The organism is Pseudomonas sp. EA_105y_Pfl2_R69, from assembly GCF_963970915.1.
GTDB lineage: Bacteria > Pseudomonadota > Gammaproteobacteria > Pseudomonadales > Pseudomonadaceae > Aquipseudomonas.
The window spans coordinates 73752-97913 of record NZ_CAXAOO010000002.1 but is presented as its reverse complement, the minus strand read 5'-3'; the positions used below and the strand labels follow the sequence as shown (position 1 = coordinate 97913).

The following is a 24162-nucleotide window of genomic DNA, read 5'->3' as shown; positions in this document are numbered from 1 at the left end:
GCACTGACCCCGAGTGCCGCCGCCATGACCACCGAACTGCTGATCGCCTTTATCGCCTTTGCCTTCGTTACCTCGGTGACGCCGGGACCGAACAATATGATGCTGCTGGCCAGTGGGGTGAACTTCGGTCTGCGCCGCAGCCTGCCGCATATGTTCGGCATCAGCCTGGGCTTTATGCTGCTGGTGGCCTCGGTGGGCCTGGGTCTCGGCCAGCTGTTCGAGCAGGTACCACTGCTGCACAGCCTGCTGCGCTACCTGGGTGCGGCCTACCTGCTGTATCTGGCCTGGAAGATCGCCCGCTCCGGCGCGCCGCAACATGGCGAGCAGCCGGTGGGCAAGCCCTTTACCTTCCTCCAGGCGGCGGCCTTCCAGTGGGTCAACCCCAAGGCCTGGATCATGGCCATCGGCGCGATCACCACCTATACCCCGCAGGAGAATTTCGTGGTCAATGTGCTGCTGATTGCGGCACTCTTCGCCCTGGTCAACTGCCCCAGCGTGGGTCTGTGGACGGTGGCCGGCAGCCTGCTGCGCAACTGGCTGAACAACGCCCGCGCCCTGCGCGTGTTCAATATCGGCATGGCCCTGCTGCTGGTAGCCTCGCTCTACCCCATCTTCGCCGACACCGGATTGCTCTGATGCACGACCTGTCTCAACCGCGTTTACGGCCACTGGCAGACACCTCCACTTCGGCGGTAGTGGCCGGTTTTATCGCCATGCTTACCGGCTACACCAGCTCCCTGGTGCTGATGTTCCAGGCCGGCCAGGCCGCCGGCCTGAGCAGCGGGCAGATCGCCTCATGGATCTGGGCGCTGTCGATCGGCATGGCGCTGACCAGCATCGGCCTGTCGCTGCGCTACCGCGCGCCGGTGATGATCGCCTGGTCCACGCCGGGGGCGGCGCTGCTGATCACCAGCCTGCCCGGGGTGCCCTATAGCGAGGCCATCGGTGCCTATATCTTCGCCTCGGCGCTGATCGTGCTGATCGGCCTGACCGGCACCTTCGACCGCCTGATGCGGCGTATCCCCGCCTCCATCGCCGCCGCTCTGCTGGCCGGGGTGCTGTTCAAGATCGGCCTGGAAATCTGCGTGGCCGCCGAGCAGCAACCACTGCTGGTGGTGGCCATGCTGCTGGCCTATCTGTTCGGCAAACGCCTGTCGCCACGCTATGCGGTACTGAGCGCACTGATTGTCGGCAGCGTGCTGGCCGGGCTCTTCGGCCTGCTCAATTTTCAGCACTTCGAGTTGCAGTTGGCCGTGCCGGAATGGACCACGCCGAGCTTTTCCTTCGCCGCGGCGATCAGCATCGGCATTCCGCTGTTTATCGTCGCCATGGCCTCGCAGAACCTGCCGGGCATGGCTGTACTGCGGGCCAACGGCTATGACGTGCCAGCCAGCCCATTGCTCACCACAACCGGCCTGACCTCCATGCTGCTGGCCCCCTTCGGCAGCCACGGTATCCATATGGCAGCCATCAGCGCGGCGATCTGCGCCGGCCCCGAGGCCCACGAAGACCCGCAAAAGCGCTACACCGCGGCCATCTGGTGTGGGCTGTTCTACGGTATCGCGGGGATTTTCGGAGCCACCCTGGCCGCGCTGTTCAGCGCGCTGCCCAAGGCCTTGATCCTGTCCATCGCGGCGCTTGCGCTGTTCGCCTCGATCATCGGCGGCCTGACTCAGGCCATGAGCGAACCCAATGAACGTGAAGCGGCGCTGATCACCTTTCTGGTGACCGCCTCGGGCATGACCCTGTTCGGCGTGGGCTCGGCCTTCTGGGGGATTGTTGCAGGCTTGCTAACCCTGGCGATTCTTAACTGGGGCAAGCGGGACGCCTGATTGATGGGTATCGCTGCGCTCAACCCACCCTACGGACTGCGGGCTCATTGCCTGAACGTTTTGAGCAGAAGCCTCCATGAGTAGGGTGCGCGGTGCGCACCGAAACAGGCAATAAGTGACTGGTGCGCACAGCGCACCCTACAGACCCAGGCCATCTCAGACTCAGTGGCGAGAGCCGAGCACAACAGGTTATTGGCACATCGCCAACAAAAACGGGCTTATGCATAACGCATAAGCCCGTTTTTGTTACAGCTGACGCAATCAGCCGCGCTGGCGCTTGGGCAGCACGTCCTTGAGTTTGGCGTGCATATTGCGCAGGGTCTTCTCGGTGCTTTCCCAGTCGATGCAGGCATCGGTCACGGATACGCCGTACTTGAGCTGGCTGAGGTCCTTGGGAATCGACTGGTTGCCCCAACCCAGGTGGCTTTCCACCATCAGACCGACGATGGACTGGTTGCCCTCGAGAATCTGGTTGGCGACGTTGTCCATCACCAGCGGCTGCAGGGCCGGGTCCTTGTTGGAGTTGGCGTGGCTGCAATCGACCATGATGTTGGGGCGTATGCCGGCTTTTGTCAGTTCCTGCTCACAAACGGCAACACTGACCGAGTCGTAGTTGGGCTTGCCGTTGCCGCCGCGCAGCACCACGTGACCGTAGGCATTGCCTTTGGTGGTGACGATGGAGACACCACCTTCCTGGTTGATGCCGAGGAAACGGTGCGGGCTGGAAACCGATTGCAGGGCGTTGATGGCCACGGTCAGGCCGCCATCGGTGCCATTCTTGAAGCCAACCGCCGAGGACAGGCCGGAGGCCATCTCGCGGTGGGTCTGGGATTCGGTGGTGCGCGCGCCGATCGCCGACCAGCTGATCAGGTCCTGCAGGTACTGCGGGGAGATCGGGTCGAGGGCCTCGGTGGCGGTGGGCAGGCCCATTTCCGCCAGGTCGCGCAGCAGCTGGCGGCCGATATGCAGACCGTCCTGAATCTTGAACGAGTCATCCAGGAACGGGTCGTTGATCAGGCCTTTCCAGCCGACCGTGGTCCGTGGCTTCTCGAAATACACGCGCATGACCAGATACAGGCTGTCCGACACCTCGGCGGCCAAGGCCTTGAGGCGCTCGGCATATTCGTGGGCGGCCTTGATGTCGTGGATCGAGCAGGGCCCCACCACCACAAACAGGCGATGGTCCTTGCCATCGAGGATATTGCGGATCACCTCACGACCGCTGGCAACCGTGTGCAGCGCAGTCTCGGTCAGCGGAATTTCACGCTTGAGCTGGGCCGGGGTTATCAGGGTCTCGTTGGAGGCAACGTTCAGGTCATCAATCGGTAAATCAGCCATCGTGCTATTCATCAGTCAGAGTCATCAGGTCACGGGTGCCGGCCGCCAGCGATCCCCGTGTGGCGGAGCACAGCAATAGGAGCACAGCGGGGAAGCCGAACCTTAGCGCGTACGGGCTGACTCGACAATGGGCCTCAGCTCGTTAACCGGCCGTTGACAACTACCTAGGTTGCCCATACGCCGTTAAAAACAGCTCGGCAAGCCGATTTTGGCTAACGCGCTTCAGCGCGGCCCGTAGGGAGAGTGAAGCGGGAAATGCTCATTTACAGCTCGTAAACTCGCGTGCGAGCCCAGTCCGCTTGATTCGCTTCGCTCACCCTTCGGGCCAGCCGTTGGCTGTTACTTCGCTATGCTGCGTTTCTCGCCTGTTTTTGCCTTGTCTCGGCGGCCTCGCCTACATTTTCAACCGCCTGTTAAGCGCCCCGAGAGGAAAAATCGCTGTTCAGACTTGCCTGGGAGAACTCCACGGCATGCTGGGCGATCCATTCCTGAGCAATGACCTCGGCGCTAAGAGCGCAGCCCAACTCCAGCTCGCGCTGGTGGCGGTAATGCTCAATCTGACAGACCTGCTCGACCATCCGCGCGCGGAACAGGGTGTCCTCGTCGACAAAGGCGATACCGACCAGATAACCCTCCACCTGCTTGCGGCACCAGGCCACCACGCCGGGATAGCGGGCATACTCGCCAAACACCGGGATGCGCAACTCCACCGCAGTACCCCGTCGAAAAGCCCGTTTGGAATTGCATGCCACACCACCGAGACTGATATTGTTCAGGCGCTGCTTCGGCACGGGGGCCTGCTTGCGAACAATCAACTCAACCGGCATATCACTGGGATGACGCAAAAAATGACGCATCTCAAACAACCTCTAATGCCATCAAATTGATACCACATGAAACAGTATAGTGAACGCACTGGAACTGACTGCTTTTGATACCCATGACCGGCTGCAGAACCTGCCCACTACTTCACCATGAGTATTTACCAGCATAGGCTGTGCCAGTTGCCACTAAAGGGCCGTAGGCCGGTACAGAGAGGTACACAGCCGACCGCCATGGATGTGCTGGCGATACTTTTATGGCACAGCGTAGATACAGCTGCGTTGCGTCGACTTAACACAGGCGCTGGACAATCCCCTGTCGCGCCCAACTGAGGAGCTTGCTTGATGAATGCGTCTCCCCGTATCGGCATTATCGGTGCCGGTGCCATTGGTGGTTTCTATGGCCTGATGCTGGCCCGCGCCGGCTTCGACGTGCACTTTCTGCTGCGCAGCGAATTCGATGCGGTGGCCCGCCAGGGCCTGCAACTGAACAGCGCCGTGCACGGTGCCCTGAGCCTGCAACCGGTGCAGGCCTACCGCAGCGCCGCCGAGATGCCCGCCTGCGACTGGTTGCTGGTGGGCGCGAAAACCACCAGCAATGCCGAACTGGCCCCGGCTATCGCCCAGGCCGCCGCGCCCGGGGCCAAGGTGGTGCTGCTGCAGAACGGCCTGGGGGTTGAGGAGGAACTGCGCCCGCTGCTGCCGGACAGCCTGCATCTGCTCGGCGGCCTCTGCTATATCTGCGTGCATCGCAGCGCCCCGGGGGTGGTCGAGCATCAGGCCCTGGGGGCGATCAACCTGGGCTATCACTCGGGGCCGGCCAGCGCGGCCGAGAGCCGCCAGGCAATCCTCGATACCGGCGTGGCGATGTTCAAACAGGCGGGCCTGGACTCCAGCGCCATGGCCGAACTGGACCAGGCGCGCTGGCAGAAGCTGGTGTGGAACGCGCCCTACAACGGCCTGGCCGTGCTGCTGGGCAGCGACACCACAGCGCTGATGGGCAATGCCGACAGTCGCACGCTGATCGAGGCGATCATGCAGGAAGTGGTGGACGCCGCCACCGCCTGTGGCCATCAACTGCCACCCGGCTTTGCCGGCAAGCTGCTGGCCGCCACCGACCGTATGCCCGACTACCTGCCGAGCATGTACCACGACTTTGCCCTGCACAGGCCCATGGAACTGCACGCCATCTACGCCGTGCCCCTGGCCGCCGCCGCACAGGCGGGCTGCGCCATGCCGCGCACCGAGATGCTCTACCAGGCCCTGCGCTTTCTCGAACAACGTCCGCGATAGGAACAACGCCATGAGCAAGGGATTAGGCGACAAGCTGGTGCTGGCGATTTCCTCGCGGGCGCTGTTCGACCTCAGCGAAAGCCACCGCATCTATGAAAGCCAGGGCGTCGAGGCCTACCGCCAGTACCAGATCGAGCACGAGGACGAAATCCTCACGCCGGGCGACGCCTTTCCCCTGGTGGAAAAACTCCTGAGCCTCAACAAGGCCCTGCAACAACAACGTGTGGAGGTGATCCTGGTCTCGCGCAACAGCGCCGACACCGGCCTGCGCGCCTTCAACTCGATTCAGCATTATGGCCTCGGCATCTCCCGCGCCGCCTTTGTCGGCGGCCGCAGCCCCGATCCCTACCTGGCCGCATTCGGTTGTCAGCTGTTTCTCTCCACCCACGCCGAAGACGTACGCAGCGCCCTGGTCGCCGGTTTCGGTGCGGCCACCATTCTTTCCGGCGGTGCCCGGCGCGCGGCCAGCAACGAACTGCGGATCGCCTTCGACGGCGACGCCGTGCTGTTTTCCGACGAGTCCGAGCGGGTCTATCAGCAGGCCGGCCTGGAGGCCTTCCAGAGCCACGAACGTCAGTCGGCGCGCGAACTGCTTGGTGGCGGCCCGTTCAAACCCTTCCTCGCCGCCCTGCACCGCCTGCAGCAGGAATTCCCGGAAGAGCAGTGCCCGATTCGCACCGCCCTGGTCACCGCCCGCTCGGCCCCGGCCCACGAGCGAGTGATCCGCACCCTGCGCGAATGGAATATCCGTCTGGACGAGTCCTTCTTCCTCGGCGGCCTGGAAAAAGCCGCGATCCTGGAGACCTTCGGGGCCGACGTGTTCTTCGATGACCAGGCCGGCCACTGCGAAAAGGCCCGCGAGGTGGTCGCCACCGGCCATGTGCCCCATGGCGTCAGTAACGAACCGCAACCGTAAGAACATGCTTACGATCTGCTGCGCGTCGGCCCTACTGCGTTAAAAACAGGCTCGGCAGGCCGCCTGCGACTAACGCGCTTCAGCGCGACCCGAAGGGCGAGTGAAACGAGTAATGCTCATTTACACCAGTAAACTCCGCTTCCTCGCCTGTTTTGACCAGCCGGAGGCTGTTACTAACGTAGCGCCTTGTATGGCTCTAGCTCGCGAGATCGTAAACACGTTCTAAGCGCTGCTACCTACAAAGGCCTCACACAGTCGTCCCTGCGTATATAACCATTCGTCCTCAATAGCGGCGCTTTCTTGGACTTATCTAAGGCGCTGCTAAGCTCAAATCAGGCCCGCCCCTCAGGCAGTCAAGGAGGCCGGATGATCCGCACGATTCTCTATGCAACCGATCTGGGTCTTTATGCGCCCTATGTACTGCAGCACGCCCTGGCGCTGACCCGTGCCTTCCATGCCAATCTCTATGTGATCCATGCCGTGGAACCCATGGGCCTGTTTGCCGAGTCGGTGCTGCAGACCTACCTCGACGAGGCCAGGCTCAAGGAGCTGCGCAAGAATGGCCTGAGTACGGTTATGGCCAGTATCGAACAGCGGGTGCTGGAGGGGTTTCGCGACGAAGTGGGCGAGACCTGCCAGGACCTCGACCTGATCAAGGCGGTACGCGTGGTGCAAGGCGACCCGCCACTGGTGATTCTCGAGCAGATGCAGCAGCTCGGGGTGGACCTGCTGGTCCTGGGTAGCCACAGCCACGGCACGGATATGGACATCCCGCTGGGGCGCACGGCCTCGCGCCTGGTGCAGCTCTCCGAAGCGCCGGTTTACCTGGTGCCCATGCTGCAACACCGCAGCCGCGGAGAGCTATAGCAGGCCACTACGAACCACCGAGGTTACCGACAGGGCGTTAACAACAGGTGCGAGGCGAATAAAACGGCACATTTAAATATCTGGTCTAGATTTAAGGCTTGAACCATTAATATGGTTATATAAAAACACGCCGGTAACCTGAACGGCCCCGACCAGCTTTGAGGGACTTTTATGAAGCTTCAGCAACTGCGCTATATCTGGGAAGTCGCGCATCACGACCTCAACGTATCCGCCACAGCGCAGAGCCTCTACACCTCGCAACCGGGCATCAGCAAACAGATCCGTCTGCTCGAGGACGAACTGGGCGTGGAGGTCTTTGCCCGCAGCGGCAAGCATCTGACGCGGGTGACCCCGGCCGGCGAACGGATCATCAACACCGCCGGGGAAATCCTGCGCAAGGTCGAAAGCATCAAGCAGATTGCCCAGGAATTCTCCAACGAGAAGAAAGGCACCCTGTCGATTGCCACCACCCATACCCAGGCGCGCTACGCCCTGCCCCCGGTGATCAGCAGCTTTATCAAGCAATACCCGGATGTCGCCCTGCATATGCACCAGGGCACGCCGATGCAGATCGCCGAAATGGCCGCCGACGGCACCGTCGACTTCGCCATCGCCACCGAAGGCCTGGAGCTGTTCAACGACCTGATCATGATGCCCTGCTACCGCTGGAACCGCTGCGTGGTGGTACCTCAGGGGCATCCGCTGAGCAAACTGCCGAAGCTGACCCTGGAGGCCCTGGCCGAATACTCCATCGTCACCTATGTGTTCGGCTTTACCGGCCGCTCCAAACTGGACGAAGCCTTCAGCCATCGCGGCCTGACGCCCAAGGTGGTGTTCACCGCCGCCGATGCCGACGTGATCAAGACCTATGTGCGCCTGGGTCTGGGGGTGGGCATCGTGGCCAAGATGGCGGTCGACGCCAAACTCGACCCGGACCTGGTGGTGCTGGATGCCAGCGAACTGTTCGAAGCTAGCGTGACCAAGATCGGCTTTCGCCGCGGCACCTTCCTGCGCGGCTTTATGTGCGACTTTATCGAGAAGTTCGCCCCGCACCTGACCCGCGACGTGCTGGCCAAGGCCGTGCAGTGCCATACCAAGATCGAGCTGGAGGAGTTGTTCGAAGGGGTTGAGCTACCGATTCACTAAGGTCGCGCACGCCCGCGCAACCTGCGGGCTCTTGGTGCGCACGGCGCACCCTACCGTTGCGAGCGTATAGAGCGCACATAACCCTGCACAAGGGCAGCTAGACGCTGCCCTTGTGCAGGGTGTCAAACTTGACCGATCAGATCGCCGTCGCCCCGCCATCCACCGCCAGAGCCTGGCCGGTGGTGAAGGCGGCGTTATCGCAGCACAGGTAAAGCACCGCGGTGGCGATTTCCTCGACCTTGCCGATGCGCCCGACCGGGTGCATGGCGGCGGCGAACTCGGCCTTCTTCGGGTCGGCCTCGTAGGCGCGGCGGAACATGTCGGTATCGATCACCGCCGGGCACACCGCGTTGACGCGGATTTTCTTCTTCGCGTACTCCACCGCCGCCGACTTGGTCAGGCCGATCACCGCGTGCTTGGAAGCGGCGTAGATGCTCATCTTCGGTGCCGCGCCGAGGCCGGCGACCGAAGCGGTGTTGACGATGGCACCGCCGCCCTGGGCCAGCAGCAGCGGAATCTGGTGCTTCATGCACAGCCACACGCCCTTGACGTTGACGCCCATGATGGCGTCGAACTCGCTCTCGCTGCCATCGGCCAGCTTGCCCTTCTCGATCTCGATGCCGGCATTGTTGAAGGCATAGTCCAGGCGGCCGTAGGCGGCGAGCGTGGCGTCCATCAGCGCCTTGACCTCGGCATCGCGGGTCACGTCGCAACGTACGAAAGTGGCCTGGCCACCGGCGGCACGGATCAGTTCGACAGTGCCCTCGCCGCCTGCCACGTCGACATCGGAAACCACTACCTTGATCCCTTCGTTGGCGAACGCCAGGGCCGTCGCGCGGCCGATACCGGCGGCAGCGCCGGTGACCAGGGCAACCTGGCCGGAAAAGCTCAAACTCATCTGTGTGTCCTCGCAAGGCGTGAAAGTCTGTGCCGAGTCTAGTCAGAGCAGCGCCCCGGGCGGCAGCACTATTCGGGCAGCGGTTATGGCTCCATGCAAAATAATGATTAAGATCCCGGGGTCGCTATCACCCTAATGGATTGACCGCCATTCGGCCCAAGGGCAAACCTTGCCCATCGGGCCAGCAGGGGCTATCACAAGTCTTTCCGCTCACCGAGTAACGACCATGACTGCCAACCTGAATCGCCAATTTCTCCTCGCCCAACGCCCGATCGGCCTGCCCAGCCGCGACACCTTCAGCTATGTGGAAAGCGCCATCGGCGAACCCGGCCCCGGGCAGATCCTGGTGAAAAACCTCTACCTGTCCCTCGATCCGGCCATGCGCGGCTGGATGAACGATGCCAAGTCCTATATCCCGCCGGTCGGCATCGGCGAAGTGATGCGCGCCCTCGGCGTCGGCCAGGTGATCGCCTCGCAACACCCGGACTTCGCCGTCGGCGACCACGTCAACGGTGCCCTGGGCGTACAGGACTACTTCCTCGGCGAACCCAAGGGCTTCTACAAGGTCGACCCCAAGCGCGCACCACTGCCGCTGTACCTGTCTGCCCTGGGCATGACCGGCATGACCGCCTACTTCGCCCTGCTCGATGTCGGCGCGCCGAAGGCCGGTGAAACCGTGGTGATCTCCGGCGCGGCCGGCGCGGTGGGCAGCATTGCCGGGCAGATCGCCAAGCTCAAGGGCTGCCGCGTGGTCGGCATCGCCGGCGGCGCGGACAAGTGCAAGTTCCTGATCGACGAACTGGGCTTCGACGGTGCCATCGACTACAAGAACGAAGACCTGCATGCCGCGCTGAAACGCGAATGTCCGAAGGGCGTGGACGTGTATTTCGACAACGTCGGCGGCGACATCCTCGATGCCGTGCTGACGCGTCTGGCCTTCAAGGCGCGGGTGGTGATCTGCGGCGCGATCAGCCAGTACAACAACAAGGAATCCATGAAAGGTCCGGCCAATTACCTGCAACTGCTGGTCAACAGTGCACGCATGGAAGGCATGGTGGTGATGACCTACGCCCCGCGCTTCGCCGAAGCGGCTGCGGAGATGGGCAGCTGGCTGGCCAGCGGCAAGCTGAAGTCCAAGGAAGATATAGTCGAAGGCCTTACGACCTTCCCGGAAACCCTGCTCAAGCTGTTTAGCGGGGAGAACTTCGGCAAGCTGGTGCTTAAGGTGAGCTGACGCACCGCTTACCGGCTACCAGGATTGTGTAGGGTGGATCGGGGCACGTAGCTGACGCCTTTTCATCCACCATCGTCGTTGGTGGATGGATGAAGCGTCATCCACCCTACGGCTGACGCGGCGCCAATCCGTATGATGGGTTAGCCGCTTGGATAGTGCCAGGCAGACAGCATGTTCTGCGCGGCGTAACCCATCAGAGCGGCATGGCTATCGCTTCGCGATACCCATCCTACGCCCCTACCACGCTACCATTTGCGCTTCCTGCAGTTTGAACGGCCGCCAGCGGCGCAACCCTGTAGGGTGGATGACGCCTTTTTCATCCACCATCGTCGCTGGTGGATGGGTAAAGCGTCATCCACCCTACGGTCTGGGTTGAAGCGACAGCAGTGGTTCGCACGGCGCACCCTACGCCTCGGCGACCTCCAACTCCTGCTGTTTAAGCGGCCGCCAGCGGCGCAGCAGCAGATACAGGGTCGGAATCACGAACAGGGTGAAGAAAGTGCCGACCAGCAGGCCGCCGACGATTACCAGGCCGATCTGCTGACGGCTTTCCGCCCCCGCACCGCTGGCGATCGCCAGGGGCAAGGAGCCCAGCACCATGGCCCCGGTGGTCATCAGGATCGGCCGCAGGCGCTGGACCGAGGCGTCTATCACCGCGCCGCGCAGTTCATGGCCCTGACGCAGCAACACGTTGGCGAATTCAACGATGAGGATGCCGTGCTTGGTGATCAGGCCGATCAGGGTCACCAGGCCAATCTGCGAGTAGATATTCAGGGTGCCGCCGAACAAGGTCAGGGCCAGCAAGGCACCGGCCATCGACAGGGGCACGCTGAACAGGATGATCAGTGGGTCGCTGAAACTCTCGAACTGCGCCGCCAGCACCAGAAAGATAAAGGCCAGGGCCAGGGCGAAGATCAGCCCGATACCGGCGCTGGACTCCTTGAAATCCCGCGAGGTACCGGTGTAGTCGTACTGGGTCTCGGCCGGAAACACCCCGCGCGCGGTGATTTCCAGGTGTGCCAGGGCCTCGCCCAAGGTGTAGCCGGAACCGACGTTGGCGCTCACCGTCACCGCCCGCAACTGGTTGAAGTGGTTGAGTTCGCGCGGTGCCACCGTTTCGCGCACCTCGATCAGGTTGGACAGTTGCACCATGCTGTCGTCGCGGCCGCGCACATAGACGCGGTCGAGGTCCTGCGGGTTGCTGCGGTCGACGTCCTGCAACTGCACCATCACGTCGTACTGCTCGCCGTTCTGCTTGAAGCGGGTCACCTGGCGGCTACCGAACAGGCTTTCCAGGCTGCGGCCGATGGTCGCCACGTCCGTGCCGACCGCCACCGCCTGTTCGCGGTTGATCGTCACCTTGAGCTGCGGCGCATTGAGCTTGAGGTCGCTGTCCAGGCTTTCCAGGCCGGGATAGTCGCGCAGGCCGTCCACCAGCTGATCGACGTAGCCCTGCAACTCGGCATATTCCAGCGAGGAGCGGATCACGAAATTGACCGGCTGATTGCGTGCGCTCTGCCCGAGCGGCGGCCGGTTGACCGGAAAGGCCCGCACCCCGGCGATCTCCTGGAACTTGGGTAGCAGCTCGTTGCGGATCTCGAACTGGCTGCGCGAGCGATCGCCCCAGTCTTCCAGCTTCATAAAGGAAATGCCCTGGGCCACGGTGGGAAAACCGGCGATGACCATATAGCGATTGGTCTCCGGAATGCTCTCGTAGGCCGCCTCGATCTGCCGCGCATAGCGTCCGGTGTAGCCAATGGTGGCACCGTCCGGGCCGTTGAACACGCCGATGATGGTGCTGGTGTCTTCGGTGGGTGCCAGTTCCGACTTCAGGCCGGCGAACAGCAGCAGGCAGGCCAGCAGGGCTAGCACCAGCACCCCCAGCACCAGCCACCAGACGGCCAGGGCACGGGCCAGCAAGCGCTTGTAGGCATGGGTCAGGGCGTTGAGAAAATCCTCGATCAGGTTGTACAACCGGTTGTGCCGCTCGCCGGCCTGGTGCGGTTTGAGCAGCACTGCGCACATCATCGGGGTCAGGGTCAGGGCGACGAAACCCGAGACCAGCACGGCACCGGCCAGGGTCCAGGCGAACTCGGTGAACAGCTTACCGGTGCTGCCCTGCATAAAACCGATGGGGGTGAACACCGCGGCCAGGGTCAGGGTCATGGCGATCACCGCGAAGGCGATCTCGCGGCTGCCCTTGAGCGCCGCCTGCACCGGGGCCATGCCCTCCTCGATATGCCGGTGGATGTTCTCCAGCATGACGATGGCGTCGTCCACCACCAGGCCGATGGCCAGCACCATGGCCAGCAGGGTCAGGGTATTGATGGTGAAGCCCATCAGGCTCATCAGGGCGAAGGCACCGATCAGCGACACCGGGATGGTCACCAGCGGAATCAGGGTAGCGCGCAGCGAACGGAGGAAGATGAAGATGATCAGGATGACCAGCGCCACCGCTTCCCAGATGGTGATGAAGACGTTGTCGATCGACTCGCGGATAAACAGCGAGCTGTCGTGGGCCACCACCAGGTTCATGCCGTCCGGCAGCAGGGTACGCACCTCCGGCAGGGCCGCGCTCAAGCCGTCGGAGATATCCAGCGGGTTGGCCGTGGCCTGCTTGATCACCCCCATGGACACCGCAGGGCGGCCTTTGAAGCGCACGATGCTGCGCTCGTTTTGCGGGCCTATCGCCGCATAACCGACATCGGCCAGGCGCAGCAGGTAGCCCTGCGAGTCATCGAGAATCAGCTGATTGAATTGCTCCGGGGTATTCAGGTCGGTTTCCGAGAGCACGGTGAATTCGCGCTCTTGCGACTCGATGCGCCCGGCCGGGATTTCCACGTTCTGTTGGCGCAGGGCGTCTTCCACGTCCTGTACCGTGAGGTTGTGCGCGGCAAGCTTTTCCGGGTCGAGCCAGATACGCATGGCCAGGGTGCGGCCGCCGCGGATCTGCACCTCGGCGACGCCGGGGATGGTCTGCAGGCGGTCCTTGATCACCCGCTCCAGCAGATCGGTGATCTCCATGGCGTTGTAGCGCTCGCTGTAGGACGCCAGCCAGATCACCGGTTGGGCATCGGCCTCGACCTTCTGCACGATGGGCTCGTCGACCTCGTCCGGCAGCAGCCCGCGCACCCGACCGAGGCGGTCGCGCACATCGTTGGCCGCTTCGTCGCTGTTGGCCCCCAGCTTGAACTGGGCGGTGATCTGGGTGTTTTCCGAACGGCTGATGGAACTGACGAAATCCAGCCCCTCGATGCCCGAGAGCACGTCCTCGATCGGTTGGGCGACCTGGGACTCCATGATCTCCGGGCTGGCCCCGGCATAGCTGACATTGACCGTGACGATCGGCACGTCGATGTTGGGGTATTCGCGCACGCTCAGGCGCTGATAGGCCATCAGGCCGAGCAGCACCACGATCAGCGACAGCACGGTGGCGAACACCGGCCGGCGGATGCAGATGTCCGACAGGGTCATGGTGCGGGCTCCACCACCTTGCTGCGTACCGCCATGCCCGCGCGCACCTTCTGCCAGCCGGCGCTGATCAGGACTTCGTCTCCGAGCAGGCCTTCGCGCACCTCGACCTTACCGTCCATGCGCTTGCCCAGCCTGACCTCGCGCAGCTCGACCTTGCCGTCCACCACCAGGTTGACCAGCAATTGCTCGCCTACCGGCATCACCGCCTCCTCGGGGATCACCAGGGCATCGGGGCGTTCGGCAAGAATCACCAACACCTTGACGAACTGCCCGGGGCTCAAACGACCATCGGCATTATCGATATGGGCACGCACCGCCTGGCTGCGTCCGGCTTCATCCAGACGCGGATTGATGGCGTAGATCGCGCCCCTGAAGCGCTCGCCCGGGTAGGCGTCGAGGCTGACTTCGATGGTTTGCCGAAGGCGAATCTGGCTGACCGCCTTCTGCGGAATGCGGAAGTCGACCTTGAGCGGATCGAGCACCTCCAGGTTGACGATATCCTGGCCCGCCTCCAGATAATCGCCCGGGCTGACATGGCGCAGACCCAGAACCCCGTCGTGGGGTGCATGGATCCGGGTCTTGTCCAGGCGCGCCTGGGCCAACGCCAGGCTGGCGCGGGCGGCTTGCTGCTGGGCACTGGCTTCATCCAGCGCTTGGGCATTGCTGGCACCGCGCTTGAACAGCATCTGCACACGCTGATGACTTTTTTCCGCCAGAGACAGATTGGCCTGGGCCTGGGCCAGCTCCGCGCGGGCAATGGCATCGTCCAGGCTGATCAGCAAGGCACCGGCTTCGACGCTCTGCCCTTCGCGAAAATGCAGGGCCGCCAGGCGGCCGGGGATTTCCGGACGGATCATCACCGACTCGTCCGAACGCAGGGAGCCGAAGGTAATCAACTCGTCGCGCACCAGGGTTTTTTCTGCCTGCACCACTTCAACCAGGGGGCCCTGATTGGCCAATACCGGCGCAGCGGCCGCAACGAGCAGCCACAGGACCGAGCAGAGAAACGCCTGCGGACGGGAAAACATATACGACCCCTATTGTCTTGTAGAGGCCAAGTCTAACGGCGGGGCCGCGACAATCAGCCGTTAAACATGTTTCCCTATATTAGGGTCTGTTGCCGTTGCATTCACGCTCGCAATCAGACGAGAACAGCCCCCCGGACAGCCCACGTTACTGGCGCATACCGCGACCACTCACCAGCAGACGGATGCATACGCCATACAGCAGCGCGGTGGCCACCAGCATAAAGCCGACGGCCACGCCGATGCGGATATCCGAGACGCCGAGGATGCCGTAACGGAAGGCGTTGACCATATGCAGCACCGGGTTGACCAGCGACAGGGTCTGCCAGAACGGCGGCAGCAGGCTGATCGAATAGAACACCCCGCCCAGGTAGGTCAGCGGTGTCAGGACGAAGGTCGGGATGATCGAGATATCGTCGAAGTTGCGCGCGAACACCGCGTTGACGAAGCCACCGAGGGAGAAGATGGTCGCGGTCAGCAGCACCACCAGCACGGTGATACCCAGGTGATGGACCTGCAGCTTGGTGAAGAACAGCGACAGCAGCGTGACGATAAATCCCACCGCCAAGCCGCGCAGTACGCCACCGATCACATAGCCGGTAAGGATGATATGCGGTGACACCGGCGACACCATCAATTCCTCGATGGAGCGCTGGAACTTGCTGCCGAAGAAGCTCGACACCACGTTGCCGTAGGAGTTGGTGATCACCGACATCATGATCAGCCCCGGCACGATGTACTCCATATAGCTGAAGCCGCCCATATCGCCGATCTGCCGGCCGATCAGGTTGCCGAAGATGACGAAGTACAAAACCATGGTGATCGCTGGCGGCAGCAGGGTTTGCGGCCAGATGCGGGTGAAGCGGCGGATTTCGCGGTAAACAATGGTACGCAGGGCCACCATGTTGGCGGCGAATTCGCTATTCAGATAAGCCGTGCTCATACCGCCTCCTTGACCAGGTTCTTCTCGACCAGGGAGACGAAGAGCTCCTCCAGACGATTGGTCTTGTTACGCAGGCTGAGCACCTCGACATTCTGCCGGGCCAACTGGTGGAACAGCTCGGTGATGCCCTGCGCCTTGTCCACCTGCACCTCCAGGGTGTGATGGTCGAGCAGTTGCGCGGGGTAGCCGATCAGCTGCGGCGGCACCAACAGGGACTCCTTGAGGTCGAGCAGGAAGGTCTCCACATGCAGGGTCTTCAACAGCGTCTTCATGCTGGTGTTTTCGACGATCCGGCCGTGGTCGATGATGCCGATGTTGCGGCACAGCTGCTCGGCCTCTTCCAAATAGTGAGTGGTGAGAATAATGGTGATGCCCTGCTGGTTGAGCTCGGTGAGAAAGCTCCACATCGAGCGGCGCAACTCGATATCGACCCCCGCGGTGGGCTCGTCGAGAATCAGCAGGCGCGGCTGATGGACCAGGGCGCGGGCGATCATCAGGCGGCGCTTCATGCCGCCGGACAACTCGCGCGACGGCACATTGTGCTTGCCCCACAGGCCGAGCTGGTTGAGGTACTGCTCGGCGCGTTCCTTGGCGATGCGTGCGGGGATGCCGTAGTAGCCAGCCTGGGTCACGACGATGTCGAAGGCCTTCTCGAACTGGTTGAAGTTGAATTCCTGCGGCACCACGCCCAGGCAACGCTTGAGCGCCGAAGGCTGCTTGTCCAGATCATGGCCGAACACATTGACCGTACCGCTGGACTTGGTCACCAGGGTGGAAAGAATGCCGATGGTGGTTGACTTGCCGGCACCGTTGGGGCCGAGCAAGGCGAAGAAGTCGCCCTCGGCGACATCCAGGTCGATGCCGTGCAGGGCCTGAAAGCCGTTGCCATAGGTCTTGCTCAACTGGCGAATGGACAGAGCGGTACTCATAAAAATGCGCGCACCCGATAAGAAGATAATTCGAGAAGAAGCCGCGCCCCGACGCCAGCGCATGGCCCAGCCAAGTCTAGCGTCTGCACGGTGGCCGCCGCAGCCCTTTCACGGCAAAACCCGAGGCTGTGGCCAAGTTAATGACTGGGCCGCAGCCTAACAGCGTCAGGGAAAGAAAAAACCCCGCTGTCTCGATGGTGTCTATCGAAGCCATCAATACAACGCCCCAGAGGCTGCCGGCAAGCCGCACGCCCGTGACCCCGACAGGCCACAGGCGCAATCGGAAACCGTGCGAAACCTTGTCGGCTCAGGTACCGGCCTCCGCCTGAAAATCTCCCATCAGCGCTGGCGCACCGTCGGCGAACAGGTGCGGGTAGCAGCTCGCGAGATGGCCGAAGAACAACTGCTCCGGCACATCGGCAAACTGGCCATGGTCGTGCAGGTACTCCATATAACGCTCGCCCTTCTGGTTGAAGGGGTGAAATACGCTGTCCGTCAGGCCATCGAACTCCAGCGGAGCAACCCCAAACACCCGGCATAGCGCCTCGTTGAAGGCCGGCGTGGCCTTGACCCAACGCCCATCGAGGTACAGTTCGGTGTAGCCGTGCATGGCGAACACCTCGCTGCGCAGCAACTCGAGCAGGCGCGCAGTGGCCAGGTGGTTGCGCACATCGGCCAGGCCGATACGCGCCGGGATGCCGCAATGCCGGGCACAGGCGGCCAACAGATTGGCCTTGGGCACACAGTAGCTCTCCCCCGCCAGCAACGCCTGACTGGCCTTCAGGCTCTCGGGATCACGACTGAATACATAGGGGTTGTAGCGAATCCGATCGCGCACCGCCAAATACAGACTGATCGCCTGCTGGCGCGGGTCGCGACTGGCACCCCGGGTATTTTCGGCGAACTCCACCAGCGCAGGGTGGTCACTATCGATGAAGCGGCCGGGCTCGAGGTACTCACGCATCAGACTTCCTCCATGACTGTGACTGCAGTCTAAGACGGCTGATCGTGCCCATGTCACGACGATTCGGCCAAGCTCACCGCTCTTGTCGCCACACTCGGCGACTAAGCTTGCTAAGGTGTTATTCGGCACCTTGTCATCACGGAGGATTCTCATGCTCGTTATCTGGTTACTCGTTCTGGTCCTTGGCGTGGCCTATCTGGCCCATCGCCGAACGCCGCCCTGGACCGCCCTCGGTGTAACAGCCGGCTACCTGCTGCTGATGGGTATCTTCAGTCATGCCCCCGTCTGGCTGATGGCCGTGCTCTGGCTGGTCCTGCTGGCCGTGGCCCTGCCCCTGGCCCTGCCGGAACAGCGCCGCCGCCTGTTCAGCGCACCGCTGTTCGCCTGGTTCAAGCGGGTGCTGCCACCGATGTCGGCCACCGAACGCGATGCCATCGAAGCCGGCACAGTCTGGTGGGACGGCGAACTGTTCAGCGGCCGACCGAATTGGGACACCCTGCTCGCCTACCCCAAGGCGCAACTCAGCGAAGAAGAACAGGCCTTTATCGACGGCCCCACCGAAGACCTCTGCGCCATGGTCAGCGACTGGCAGATCGGCCAGCAGATGGACCTGCCCGGCGAAGCCTGGGCGCACATCAAGAGCCATGGCTTCTTCGCCCTGATCATCCCCAAGCAATACGGCGGCAAGGGCTTTTCCGCCTACGCCCACTCCCAGGTGGCGATGAAATTGGCCACCCGTTCCGGCGACCTGGCGTCCACCGTGATGGTGCCCAACTCCCTGGGTCCTGCCGAGCTGCTGCTGCACTACGGCACCGACGCGCAACGTGACCACTACCTGCCGCGTCTGGCCCGCGGCGAGGACATCCCCTGCTTCGCCCTCACCGGCCCCCTGGCCGGCTCCGACGCCGGTGCCATGCCGGATACCGGGATCATCTGCAAAGGCCAATGGCAAGGCGAGGAAGTCATCGGCCTGCGCCTGAACTGGGAGAAGCGCTATATCACCCTCGGCCCGGTCGCCACCCTGCTCGGCCTGGCCTTCAAGGCCTATGACCCCGAGCATCTGCTCGGCGAGGAGGAAGACCTCGGCATCAGCCTGGCCCTGGTACCCACCGAAACGCCTGGAGTCGAGATCGGCCGCCGCCACCTGCCCCTCGGCGCAGCCTTTATGAACGGCCCGAACGCCGGCAAGGATGTGTTTATCCCGCTGGATTACCTGATCGGCGGCCAGGAAATGCTCGGCAAGGGCTGGATGATGCTGATGAACTGCCTGTCCGTGGGTCGTTCCATCTCATTGCCGGCAGTCGGCACTGGCGCGGCCAAGTTCACCAGCCTGACCACCGGCCAGTACAGCCAGATCCGCGAGCAGTTCAACGTCCCGCTATCCGCCTTCGAAGGCATCCAGGAAGCCCTGGCGCGTATCGGCGGCAACGCCTGGCTGATGGACAGCGCGCGCATTCTCACCGCGGGCGCTGTGGACCTGGGCGAGAAGCCCTCGGTGCTCTCGGCGATCCTCAAGTACCACCTGACCGAACGCGGCCGCGACTGCATCAGTCACGCCATGGACGTGCACGGCGGCAAGGGCATCGTCATGGGCCCCAACAACTACCTGGCCCGCTCCTGGCAGGGTGCGCCGATCTTTATCACCGTGGAGGGGGCCAATATCCTTTCGCGCAACCTGATGATCTTTGGTCAGGGGGCGATTCGCTGCCACCCCTATGTACTCAAGGAAATGGCCCTGGCCGGCCGCGAAGACCAGGACCAGGCGCTGCAGGAGTTCGACCAACTGCTGCTGCAACATATCGGCTTCGCCGTCAGCAACGCCGCCAGCAGCCTGGTGCTCAGCCTCGGCCTGGGCGTCTTCAGCCAGGTGCCGGGGGACCGTATCAGCCGTCCCTACTTCCGCGCCCTCAATCGTCTGGCCGCGGCCTTCGCCCTGCTCGCCGACACCAGCATGATGCTGCTGGGCGGCGAACTGAAACGCCGCGAGCGCCTGTCCGCGCGCCTGGGCGATGTCCTCAGCCACCTGTATCTGGCCTCGGCGGCGCTCAAGCGCTACCACGACCTGGGCTACCCGGAGCATTCCCAGCCCCTGCTGCGCTGGGCCGTGGAAGAAAGCCTGAGCAAGGCCGAACAGGCACTGGAAGAGCTGCTCGGCAACTTCCCCAACAAAATCCTTGGCTGCGTCCTGCGCGTGCTGGTCCTGCCCTTCGGCCGTCGCCATAAAGGCCCCAGCGACGAACTGGACGCACAGATCGCCGAGATCATCGGCCGCAACAGCGGCGACCCGGCCCTGGAGGAACTGCTCGAAGGCTGCTACCGCCCGCAAGCCGAACAGGACCCGGTGGGTGCCCTGCAATACGCCATGAACCTGCTGCGCGAGGTACAACCGCTGCAGAAAAAGCTGCACAAAGCCGTCAAGGCGGACCAGGTACAGCCGCTGCCAGGGCAAAGCCTGATCGAAGCCGCGGTTAGCGCCGGGGTATTGAGCGACGAAGAAGGCCACGCGCTGCAGCAGGCCGAGGCGGCGCGCCGAGTGGTGATCGATGTCGACGATTTCGCCAAGGAGGAGTTGACGCTGGGTACCGGCAAGGTCCGCTAAGCAGGCCGACAGGACAGCGGGCGACGCGAGCCTTATACTTGCGCGCCCGTTTTACCTACAGGATTGCCCCATGGCCAACGCCCACATCGACCACCACCTCGCCCTGCTCAACCATTTGCGCACCATTCTGGTCGCCCTGGGCGAAGCCGAGCAGATTCTCGATGACAGCCACGCCATGTATCTGGAGCGCTACGACGAACTGCTCGCCGACCTGCCCAGCGATCCGGAAGCCAGCCTCTACCTGGGCCAGGACCTGATCAGCCAGATCTTCCAGCGTTACCCGCAGATCGCCCACCTGGTCCCCCGCGACCTGCTGTGGTTCTTCGGTGGCGACTGCCTGCACTTTATGCCCGACGAAGAAATCGAGATGTACCAGGCCCTCGAGGAGCGGCGCTTCTACGCCCAGGAGAACGACGAACCCTTCGACTGGAATCAGGAAAAGCAGTTGCTGGCCATGCCCGCCCAAGGCAGCAAGCACTAAGCGGCAGCCGGAAACACAAAAGCCCGCTCGGCATAACCGGCGGGCTTTTTTAATAAAACCAAGCCCCGAGACGATGATTCGCAGAGTGTTTTGCGGGCGAGCGATGATCGACATCCCCCCTACGTGCTCGACCGATTCTGGACGGGCGTTATTCTTGACGACTCAAACAAAACGGGCGAGACCTAGGTCCCGCCCGCTATGCAGGGGATTGAGCGTTTGTGAAACACGCTCGCTTACTGCGATCGCCGCCACATACCCGTTGCGCTGTTGCGCTATTTTTTACAAACCCCGATTTTACAAGCTTTGAATCTAGCTGGGCAGGAACTCCTTGGCCCAGCCGAAGCTGGCGATGTTGCGCTCGATCATCGACTCGATCTGCGCCGCGCTGTAACCGGCATCGGCCAGGACTTCGCGGGTGGAATGCCCCCAGCGCTCAGGCAGGGAAACAGCCTTGATGCTGGCCTCGGCCGGGCGGATCGCCAGGTGGTCGATCTGGGTCAGGCAGTGGCCACTTGGGTGGTTGTGGTGGATCGAGAAGGCGAAACTGCCCTTGTCAATACCCACGCTACCATCGCCCTCACGGCTGTACTGCTCGCGCAGCGATTCGATGGACTGCGGAACGGCGGCGGCGATATCGGCGGCCTGCAGCTTCTCTGCCCAGTAAGCAGCCGGTGCGGCCTGCAGTGCGCTCTTCAGGAAGGCGCCGACATCCGCGGCCTGGCTGATGCCTTCCAGCCCCTCGACCCGCTCCAGCTGGGGCAGTTCGGACGCCTTGGAGTCAAGGTAGAGCCAGCCCTCGGCTGTTTTATAGAAGTGCGACAGCGCGTTGTGGCCCAGGACTTCACGGCCGGATGGCTCGTTGAAGGGCGCGCGGCCGGCGTAGTCGAAGGCAAACGACAGCTGCGCCAAGTTGGTGACGGCCGACAGCGAGGTGCGCGAACGGGTCGGCTGACCGGTCTTGAGCTTGTGGTAGATCGACACCGCCATGCCCAGGCCGGCGGCGAAGCCGCAGTTGACGTCCAGAGTGCCGAGGTGGGCGTGCTCTTCCGGGGTTTCCGGCCCGCCGAAACGGCTCATGATCCCGCTGTGCGCCTGGATGATGTCGTCGTAGCCGATGTAGTCGGTCTTCGGGCCGGGCAGAGGGCCGCCCAGGCAATCGAGACGGCAGAACAGTACGCCCGGGTTGACCGCCTGCAGGCTGGCGTGGTCCAGCCCCAGGGACTTGAGCTGACGCTCGGGGGCGTTGATCACCACCATGTCCACCGAACGCACCAGGCGGTTGAATACCTCACGGCCCTCCTCGCTCATGATGTCGACCAAGGCGCTACGCTTGCCCATGCCCGTCTGGAAGGTGAACAGGGTGCCAATCAGCGGATCGTACAGCGGCTTGACCGGGTCGAGCTTGATCACCTCGGCACCGAAGCGGGCGAGAAACGCGGTGGAGTGCGGGCCGGCGATCACGTTGGTCAGGTCGAGGATACGCAGGCCGTCGAGCCAGCCGGCGTTGCTGGCGGGCCGTACAGCGGCGCCGAGCGGATAGGTGGCCGGGTGTGCGGCGGCCACTGCGCTCAGCTCGGCCAGGGCCTGCTCGAAGCTGACGTTGCGGCGCGGGCGTGGCGTGATCATCTGCGCGGCGCACTCTTCCAGCCAGGCGAACGGGCCGGGCTGCTTCATCAGGCCGTACTCCGGGTCATCGACTTCGACGATCAGGCCCGCGGCGTTGGTGTGCTCATGGTTGATCCACTCCTGGGTGGTACGGTGAGGCGCACCGGGAATCTGGCCTTCGCCAAAGACCCTGCCCCACTCTTCGGAAGTCTTGGTCAGAAAGGCCTGCTTCATCTTCGCCGAGATGATATCGGCCCACTTCTTCGGCAGCGGGTAGACACCGATGGAGGTTTCACCGTCCCACTCGCTGATAGGTGCATGCAGGTCGTTGACTTCCGGCAAGCCTTCGGCGACCAGTTCGTCGTAGATGCCCAGCGCGATCAGGGCGCGCTTGGCATGGTTGCGGTGCGAGGGACAGACGCAATAGAACATACGCCCGTCCGCGCACTGGTAGGTGCGGTAGAACGGGTCCAAGTACTCCTGCAGATCGGCGTAGCTGAGGTCCATTGCGATGTTGTTGGCCTTGCGGTGCTCGATCTCCAGCTCGCGCATGGTCTTGTAGCGCTCGGGCAGGCCTTCGATGACGTAGGAGTTGTACGACAGGCCTTCCATCAGGGCGGAGATCACCGGTACTTCGATGGCATCGCCACGGCCGGTGCGTTCGCGGGCCTGCAGGGCCAGGGCGACGGAGGCGGCGGCCAGGGTGGTGGCGTAGGCCGAGCCCAGCGGCAGCGGCGAGAAGCTCGGGTTCAGGCCCAGCAGCACGCGGTTGAAGCCCATGTCGGTGAAGGCACCGGCGGTGGCGGCGACCACAGCCTCGGTGGCCTTCCAGTCGCGGCGCAGCTCGTCGTTGCTGGCGAAGCCTGGCACCGACAGGGTGATCAGCTCGGGGCGGGCCTCGCGCAGCTTGGCAAAGTCGATGCCCAACCGCTGCATGACCCCGGGGCGGAAGCTCTCGATGGCGATGTCGGCCTGGTCGATCAGTGCCAGGGCCTGGGCCAGCCCGGTTTCGCTCTTGAGGTCCAGGCGCAGGCAGCTCTTGTTGCGGTTGAGCACGGCATTGGCCGGATGGTCCCACTGCGGGCCTTCGGGCGGATCGATGTGCACCACGGTGGCGCCCAGGTCAGCCAGGGTCATGGCCACGGCCGGACCGGCGATCTGCTGACCGAAGTCGACGACGCGGACACCAACTAAAGGCAATTGATTGTTGTTGTTCATTGCAGTTTATCCCTCTGAGAGCGATCCAGTCGGTTGCAGTTAAACAGCCGAGTGGAATTGTTTAGTTTGTAATTTATTGCCCAGCTCCCGGTTCACCATGGGTGAGCCTGAACGCCTGGCCGAAGTACTTTGATTTGCACGGGACCTTTGCCTTGCCCTTGTCTATTCGCAGTGAAACAAATCGGCTGGCTGTCGAGCGCGGCCTGATCGACTTCGTTGATGCCGATTCTAGAAATGAAAAAATAGCGCAGCCAGCAATAAAAAATTGGTCTTAGACGGGCTTTTCCTTATGGCTGCATAACCCCCCGCTTGGTTAGGCGAATGGCCGGCGAAGAATTACTTGCCTGCGGTTCCAGTGGCTGTGGCCAGGTATCGGTTTGGCTGGTCGAGCCATAAAAAATAGCGGGGCATAGGCTGGCAATTTATTGCTTCTCATCGATTTCTATCTTCATAACAATAGGTTTCGTATCGTTTTCATGGGTTTCGACTGCTGAACGATACTGTTGGCGCAGCTAATAAGAGCCACCTGCGCCGCCCGCTCATGCGGAGTCGGCGCTCGTGTGGATAAGGCTATCCCCC

At 62.7% G+C, this 24162-nt stretch carries 19 protein-coding genes; 10 read left to right on the top strand and 9 right to left on the bottom strand.

Features of this window, described 5'->3' with window-relative positions:
- Positions 1 to 24 precede the first annotated feature (24 nt).
- Together AACY13_RS06315 and AACY13_RS06310 are read left to right on the top strand one after the other, a co-directional pair.
- Positions 25 to 636 carry a LysE family translocator gene (locus AACY13_RS06315; protein WP_339460149.1) on the top strand — a complete coding sequence of 204 codons (612 nt, stop codon included), beginning with the start codon at positions 25 to 27 and terminating at the stop codon, positions 634 to 636.
- Positions 636 to 1832: a benzoate/H(+) symporter BenE family transporter gene (locus AACY13_RS06310; RefSeq protein ID WP_339460148.1), complete on the top strand. Its 1197-nt coding sequence runs from the start codon at positions 636 to 638 to the stop codon at positions 1830 to 1832. Before AACY13_RS06315 ends, AACY13_RS06310 begins: the two co-directional genes overlap by 1 nt.
- 261 nt (positions 1833 to 2093) lie before the next feature.
- Here the strand turns inward: AACY13_RS06310 and AACY13_RS06305 are convergent, their stop codons facing one another.
- Both AACY13_RS06305 and AACY13_RS06300 read right to left on the bottom strand, forming a co-directional pair.
- Positions 2094 to 3170 carry a 3-deoxy-7-phosphoheptulonate synthase gene (locus tag AACY13_RS06305; protein WP_339460147.1) on the bottom strand — a complete coding sequence of 359 codons (1077 nt, stop codon included), beginning with the start codon at positions 3168 to 3170 and terminating at the stop codon, positions 2094 to 2096.
- A 413-nt stretch (positions 3171 to 3583) separates the two neighbouring features.
- The gene (locus AACY13_RS06300) at positions 3584 to 4027 is read right to left on the bottom strand and encodes a PilZ domain-containing protein (protein ID WP_339460145.1); all 444 of its coding nucleotides are present in this window, start codon (positions 4025 to 4027) and stop codon (positions 3584 to 3586) included.
- 309 nt (positions 4028 to 4336) lie between these two features.
- Here AACY13_RS06300 and AACY13_RS06295 point away from each other — a divergent pair, with 309 nt between their 5' ends.
- The 4 genes from AACY13_RS06295 (at position 4337) to cysB (ending at position 8213) form a co-directional block, all read left to right on the top strand.
- Positions 4337 to 5284 carry a putative 2-dehydropantoate 2-reductase gene (locus AACY13_RS06295; RefSeq protein WP_339460144.1) on the top strand — a complete coding sequence of 316 codons (948 nt, stop codon included), beginning with the start codon at positions 4337 to 4339 and terminating at the stop codon, positions 5282 to 5284.
- A gap of 10 nt (positions 5285 to 5294) precedes the next feature.
- Complete coding sequence (locus AACY13_RS06290; RefSeq protein ID WP_339460143.1) at positions 5295 to 6200, top strand: 5'-nucleotidase; 906 nt, start codon at positions 5295 to 5297, stop codon at positions 6198 to 6200.
- Positions 6201 to 6566: 366 nt separating this feature from the next.
- Positions 6567 to 7067: a universal stress protein gene (locus tag AACY13_RS06285; protein WP_339460142.1), complete on the top strand. Its 501-nt coding sequence runs from the start codon at positions 6567 to 6569 to the stop codon at positions 7065 to 7067.
- Between the two features lie 171 nt (positions 7068 to 7238).
- Complete coding sequence (gene cysB, locus AACY13_RS06280) at positions 7239 to 8213, top strand: HTH-type transcriptional regulator CysB (RefSeq protein ID WP_339460141.1); 975 nt, start codon at positions 7239 to 7241, stop codon at positions 8211 to 8213.
- 136 nt (positions 8214 to 8349) lie between these two features.
- On the opposite strand, the gene AACY13_RS06275 is transcribed toward cysB, so the two are convergent.
- Complete coding sequence (locus AACY13_RS06275; protein ID WP_339460140.1) at positions 8350 to 9111, bottom strand: SDR family oxidoreductase; 762 nt, start codon at positions 9109 to 9111, stop codon at positions 8350 to 8352.
- 226 nt (positions 9112 to 9337) lie between these two features.
- Between AACY13_RS06275 and AACY13_RS06270 the strand changes: the two genes are divergently transcribed.
- Positions 9338 to 10345 (top strand): NADP-dependent oxidoreductase, encoded by a 1008-nt coding sequence (locus AACY13_RS06270; RefSeq protein ID WP_339460139.1) that lies wholly within the window; start codon positions 9338 to 9340, stop codon positions 10343 to 10345.
- A gap of 405 nt (positions 10346 to 10750) precedes the next feature.
- Here AACY13_RS06270 and AACY13_RS06265 read toward each other — a convergent pair whose 3' ends face one another.
- From AACY13_RS06265 to AACY13_RS06245, 5 genes are all read right to left on the bottom strand, one after another.
- The gene (locus AACY13_RS06265) at positions 10751 to 13819 is read right to left on the bottom strand and encodes an efflux RND transporter permease subunit (RefSeq protein WP_339460137.1); all 3069 of its coding nucleotides are present in this window, start codon (positions 13817 to 13819) and stop codon (positions 10751 to 10753) included.
- Complete coding sequence (locus AACY13_RS06260) at positions 13816 to 14847, bottom strand: efflux RND transporter periplasmic adaptor subunit (protein ID WP_339460136.1); 1032 nt, start codon at positions 14845 to 14847, stop codon at positions 13816 to 13818. Before AACY13_RS06260 ends, AACY13_RS06265 begins: the two co-directional genes overlap by 4 nt.
- Before the next feature lie 145 nt (positions 14848 to 14992).
- On the bottom strand, positions 14993 to 15772 hold the full coding sequence (locus tag AACY13_RS06255) for an ABC transporter permease (protein ID WP_339460938.1): 780 nt from the start codon (positions 15770 to 15772) through the stop codon (positions 14993 to 14995).
- An 11-nt stretch (positions 15773 to 15783) separates the two neighbouring features.
- Positions 15784 to 16716, bottom strand: coding sequence for an ABC transporter ATP-binding protein (locus tag AACY13_RS06250; protein WP_339460134.1), 933 nt, complete (start codon positions 16714 to 16716; stop codon positions 15784 to 15786).
- 307 nt (positions 16717 to 17023) lie between these two features.
- Positions 17024 to 17680: a transglutaminase-like domain-containing protein gene (locus tag AACY13_RS06245; RefSeq protein WP_339460133.1), complete on the bottom strand. Its 657-nt coding sequence runs from the start codon at positions 17678 to 17680 to the stop codon at positions 17024 to 17026.
- A 151-nt stretch (positions 17681 to 17831) separates the two neighbouring features.
- Between AACY13_RS06245 and AACY13_RS06240 the strand changes: the two genes are divergently transcribed.
- Entirely contained in the window at positions 17832 to 20279 is a 2448-nt protein-coding gene (locus AACY13_RS06240; RefSeq protein ID WP_339460132.1) for an acyl-CoA dehydrogenase, read from the top strand.
- A gap of 70 nt (positions 20280 to 20349) precedes the next feature.
- Entirely contained in the window at positions 20350 to 20760 is a 411-nt protein-coding gene (locus tag AACY13_RS06235; RefSeq protein WP_339460131.1) for a PA2817 family protein, read from the top strand.
- 309 nt (positions 20761 to 21069) lie between these two features.
- Here the strand turns inward: AACY13_RS06235 and AACY13_RS06230 are convergent, their stop codons facing one another.
- Complete coding sequence (locus AACY13_RS06230) at positions 21070 to 23583, bottom strand: CoA transferase (protein ID WP_339460129.1); 2514 nt, start codon at positions 23581 to 23583, stop codon at positions 21070 to 21072.
- Between the two features lie 101 nt (positions 23584 to 23684).
- Here AACY13_RS06230 and AACY13_RS06225 point away from each other — a divergent pair, with 101 nt between their 5' ends.
- Entirely contained in the window at positions 23685 to 23858 is a 174-nt protein-coding gene (locus AACY13_RS06225; RefSeq protein WP_339460127.1) for a hypothetical protein, read from the top strand.
- Positions 23859 to 24162: the final 304 nt, after the last annotated feature.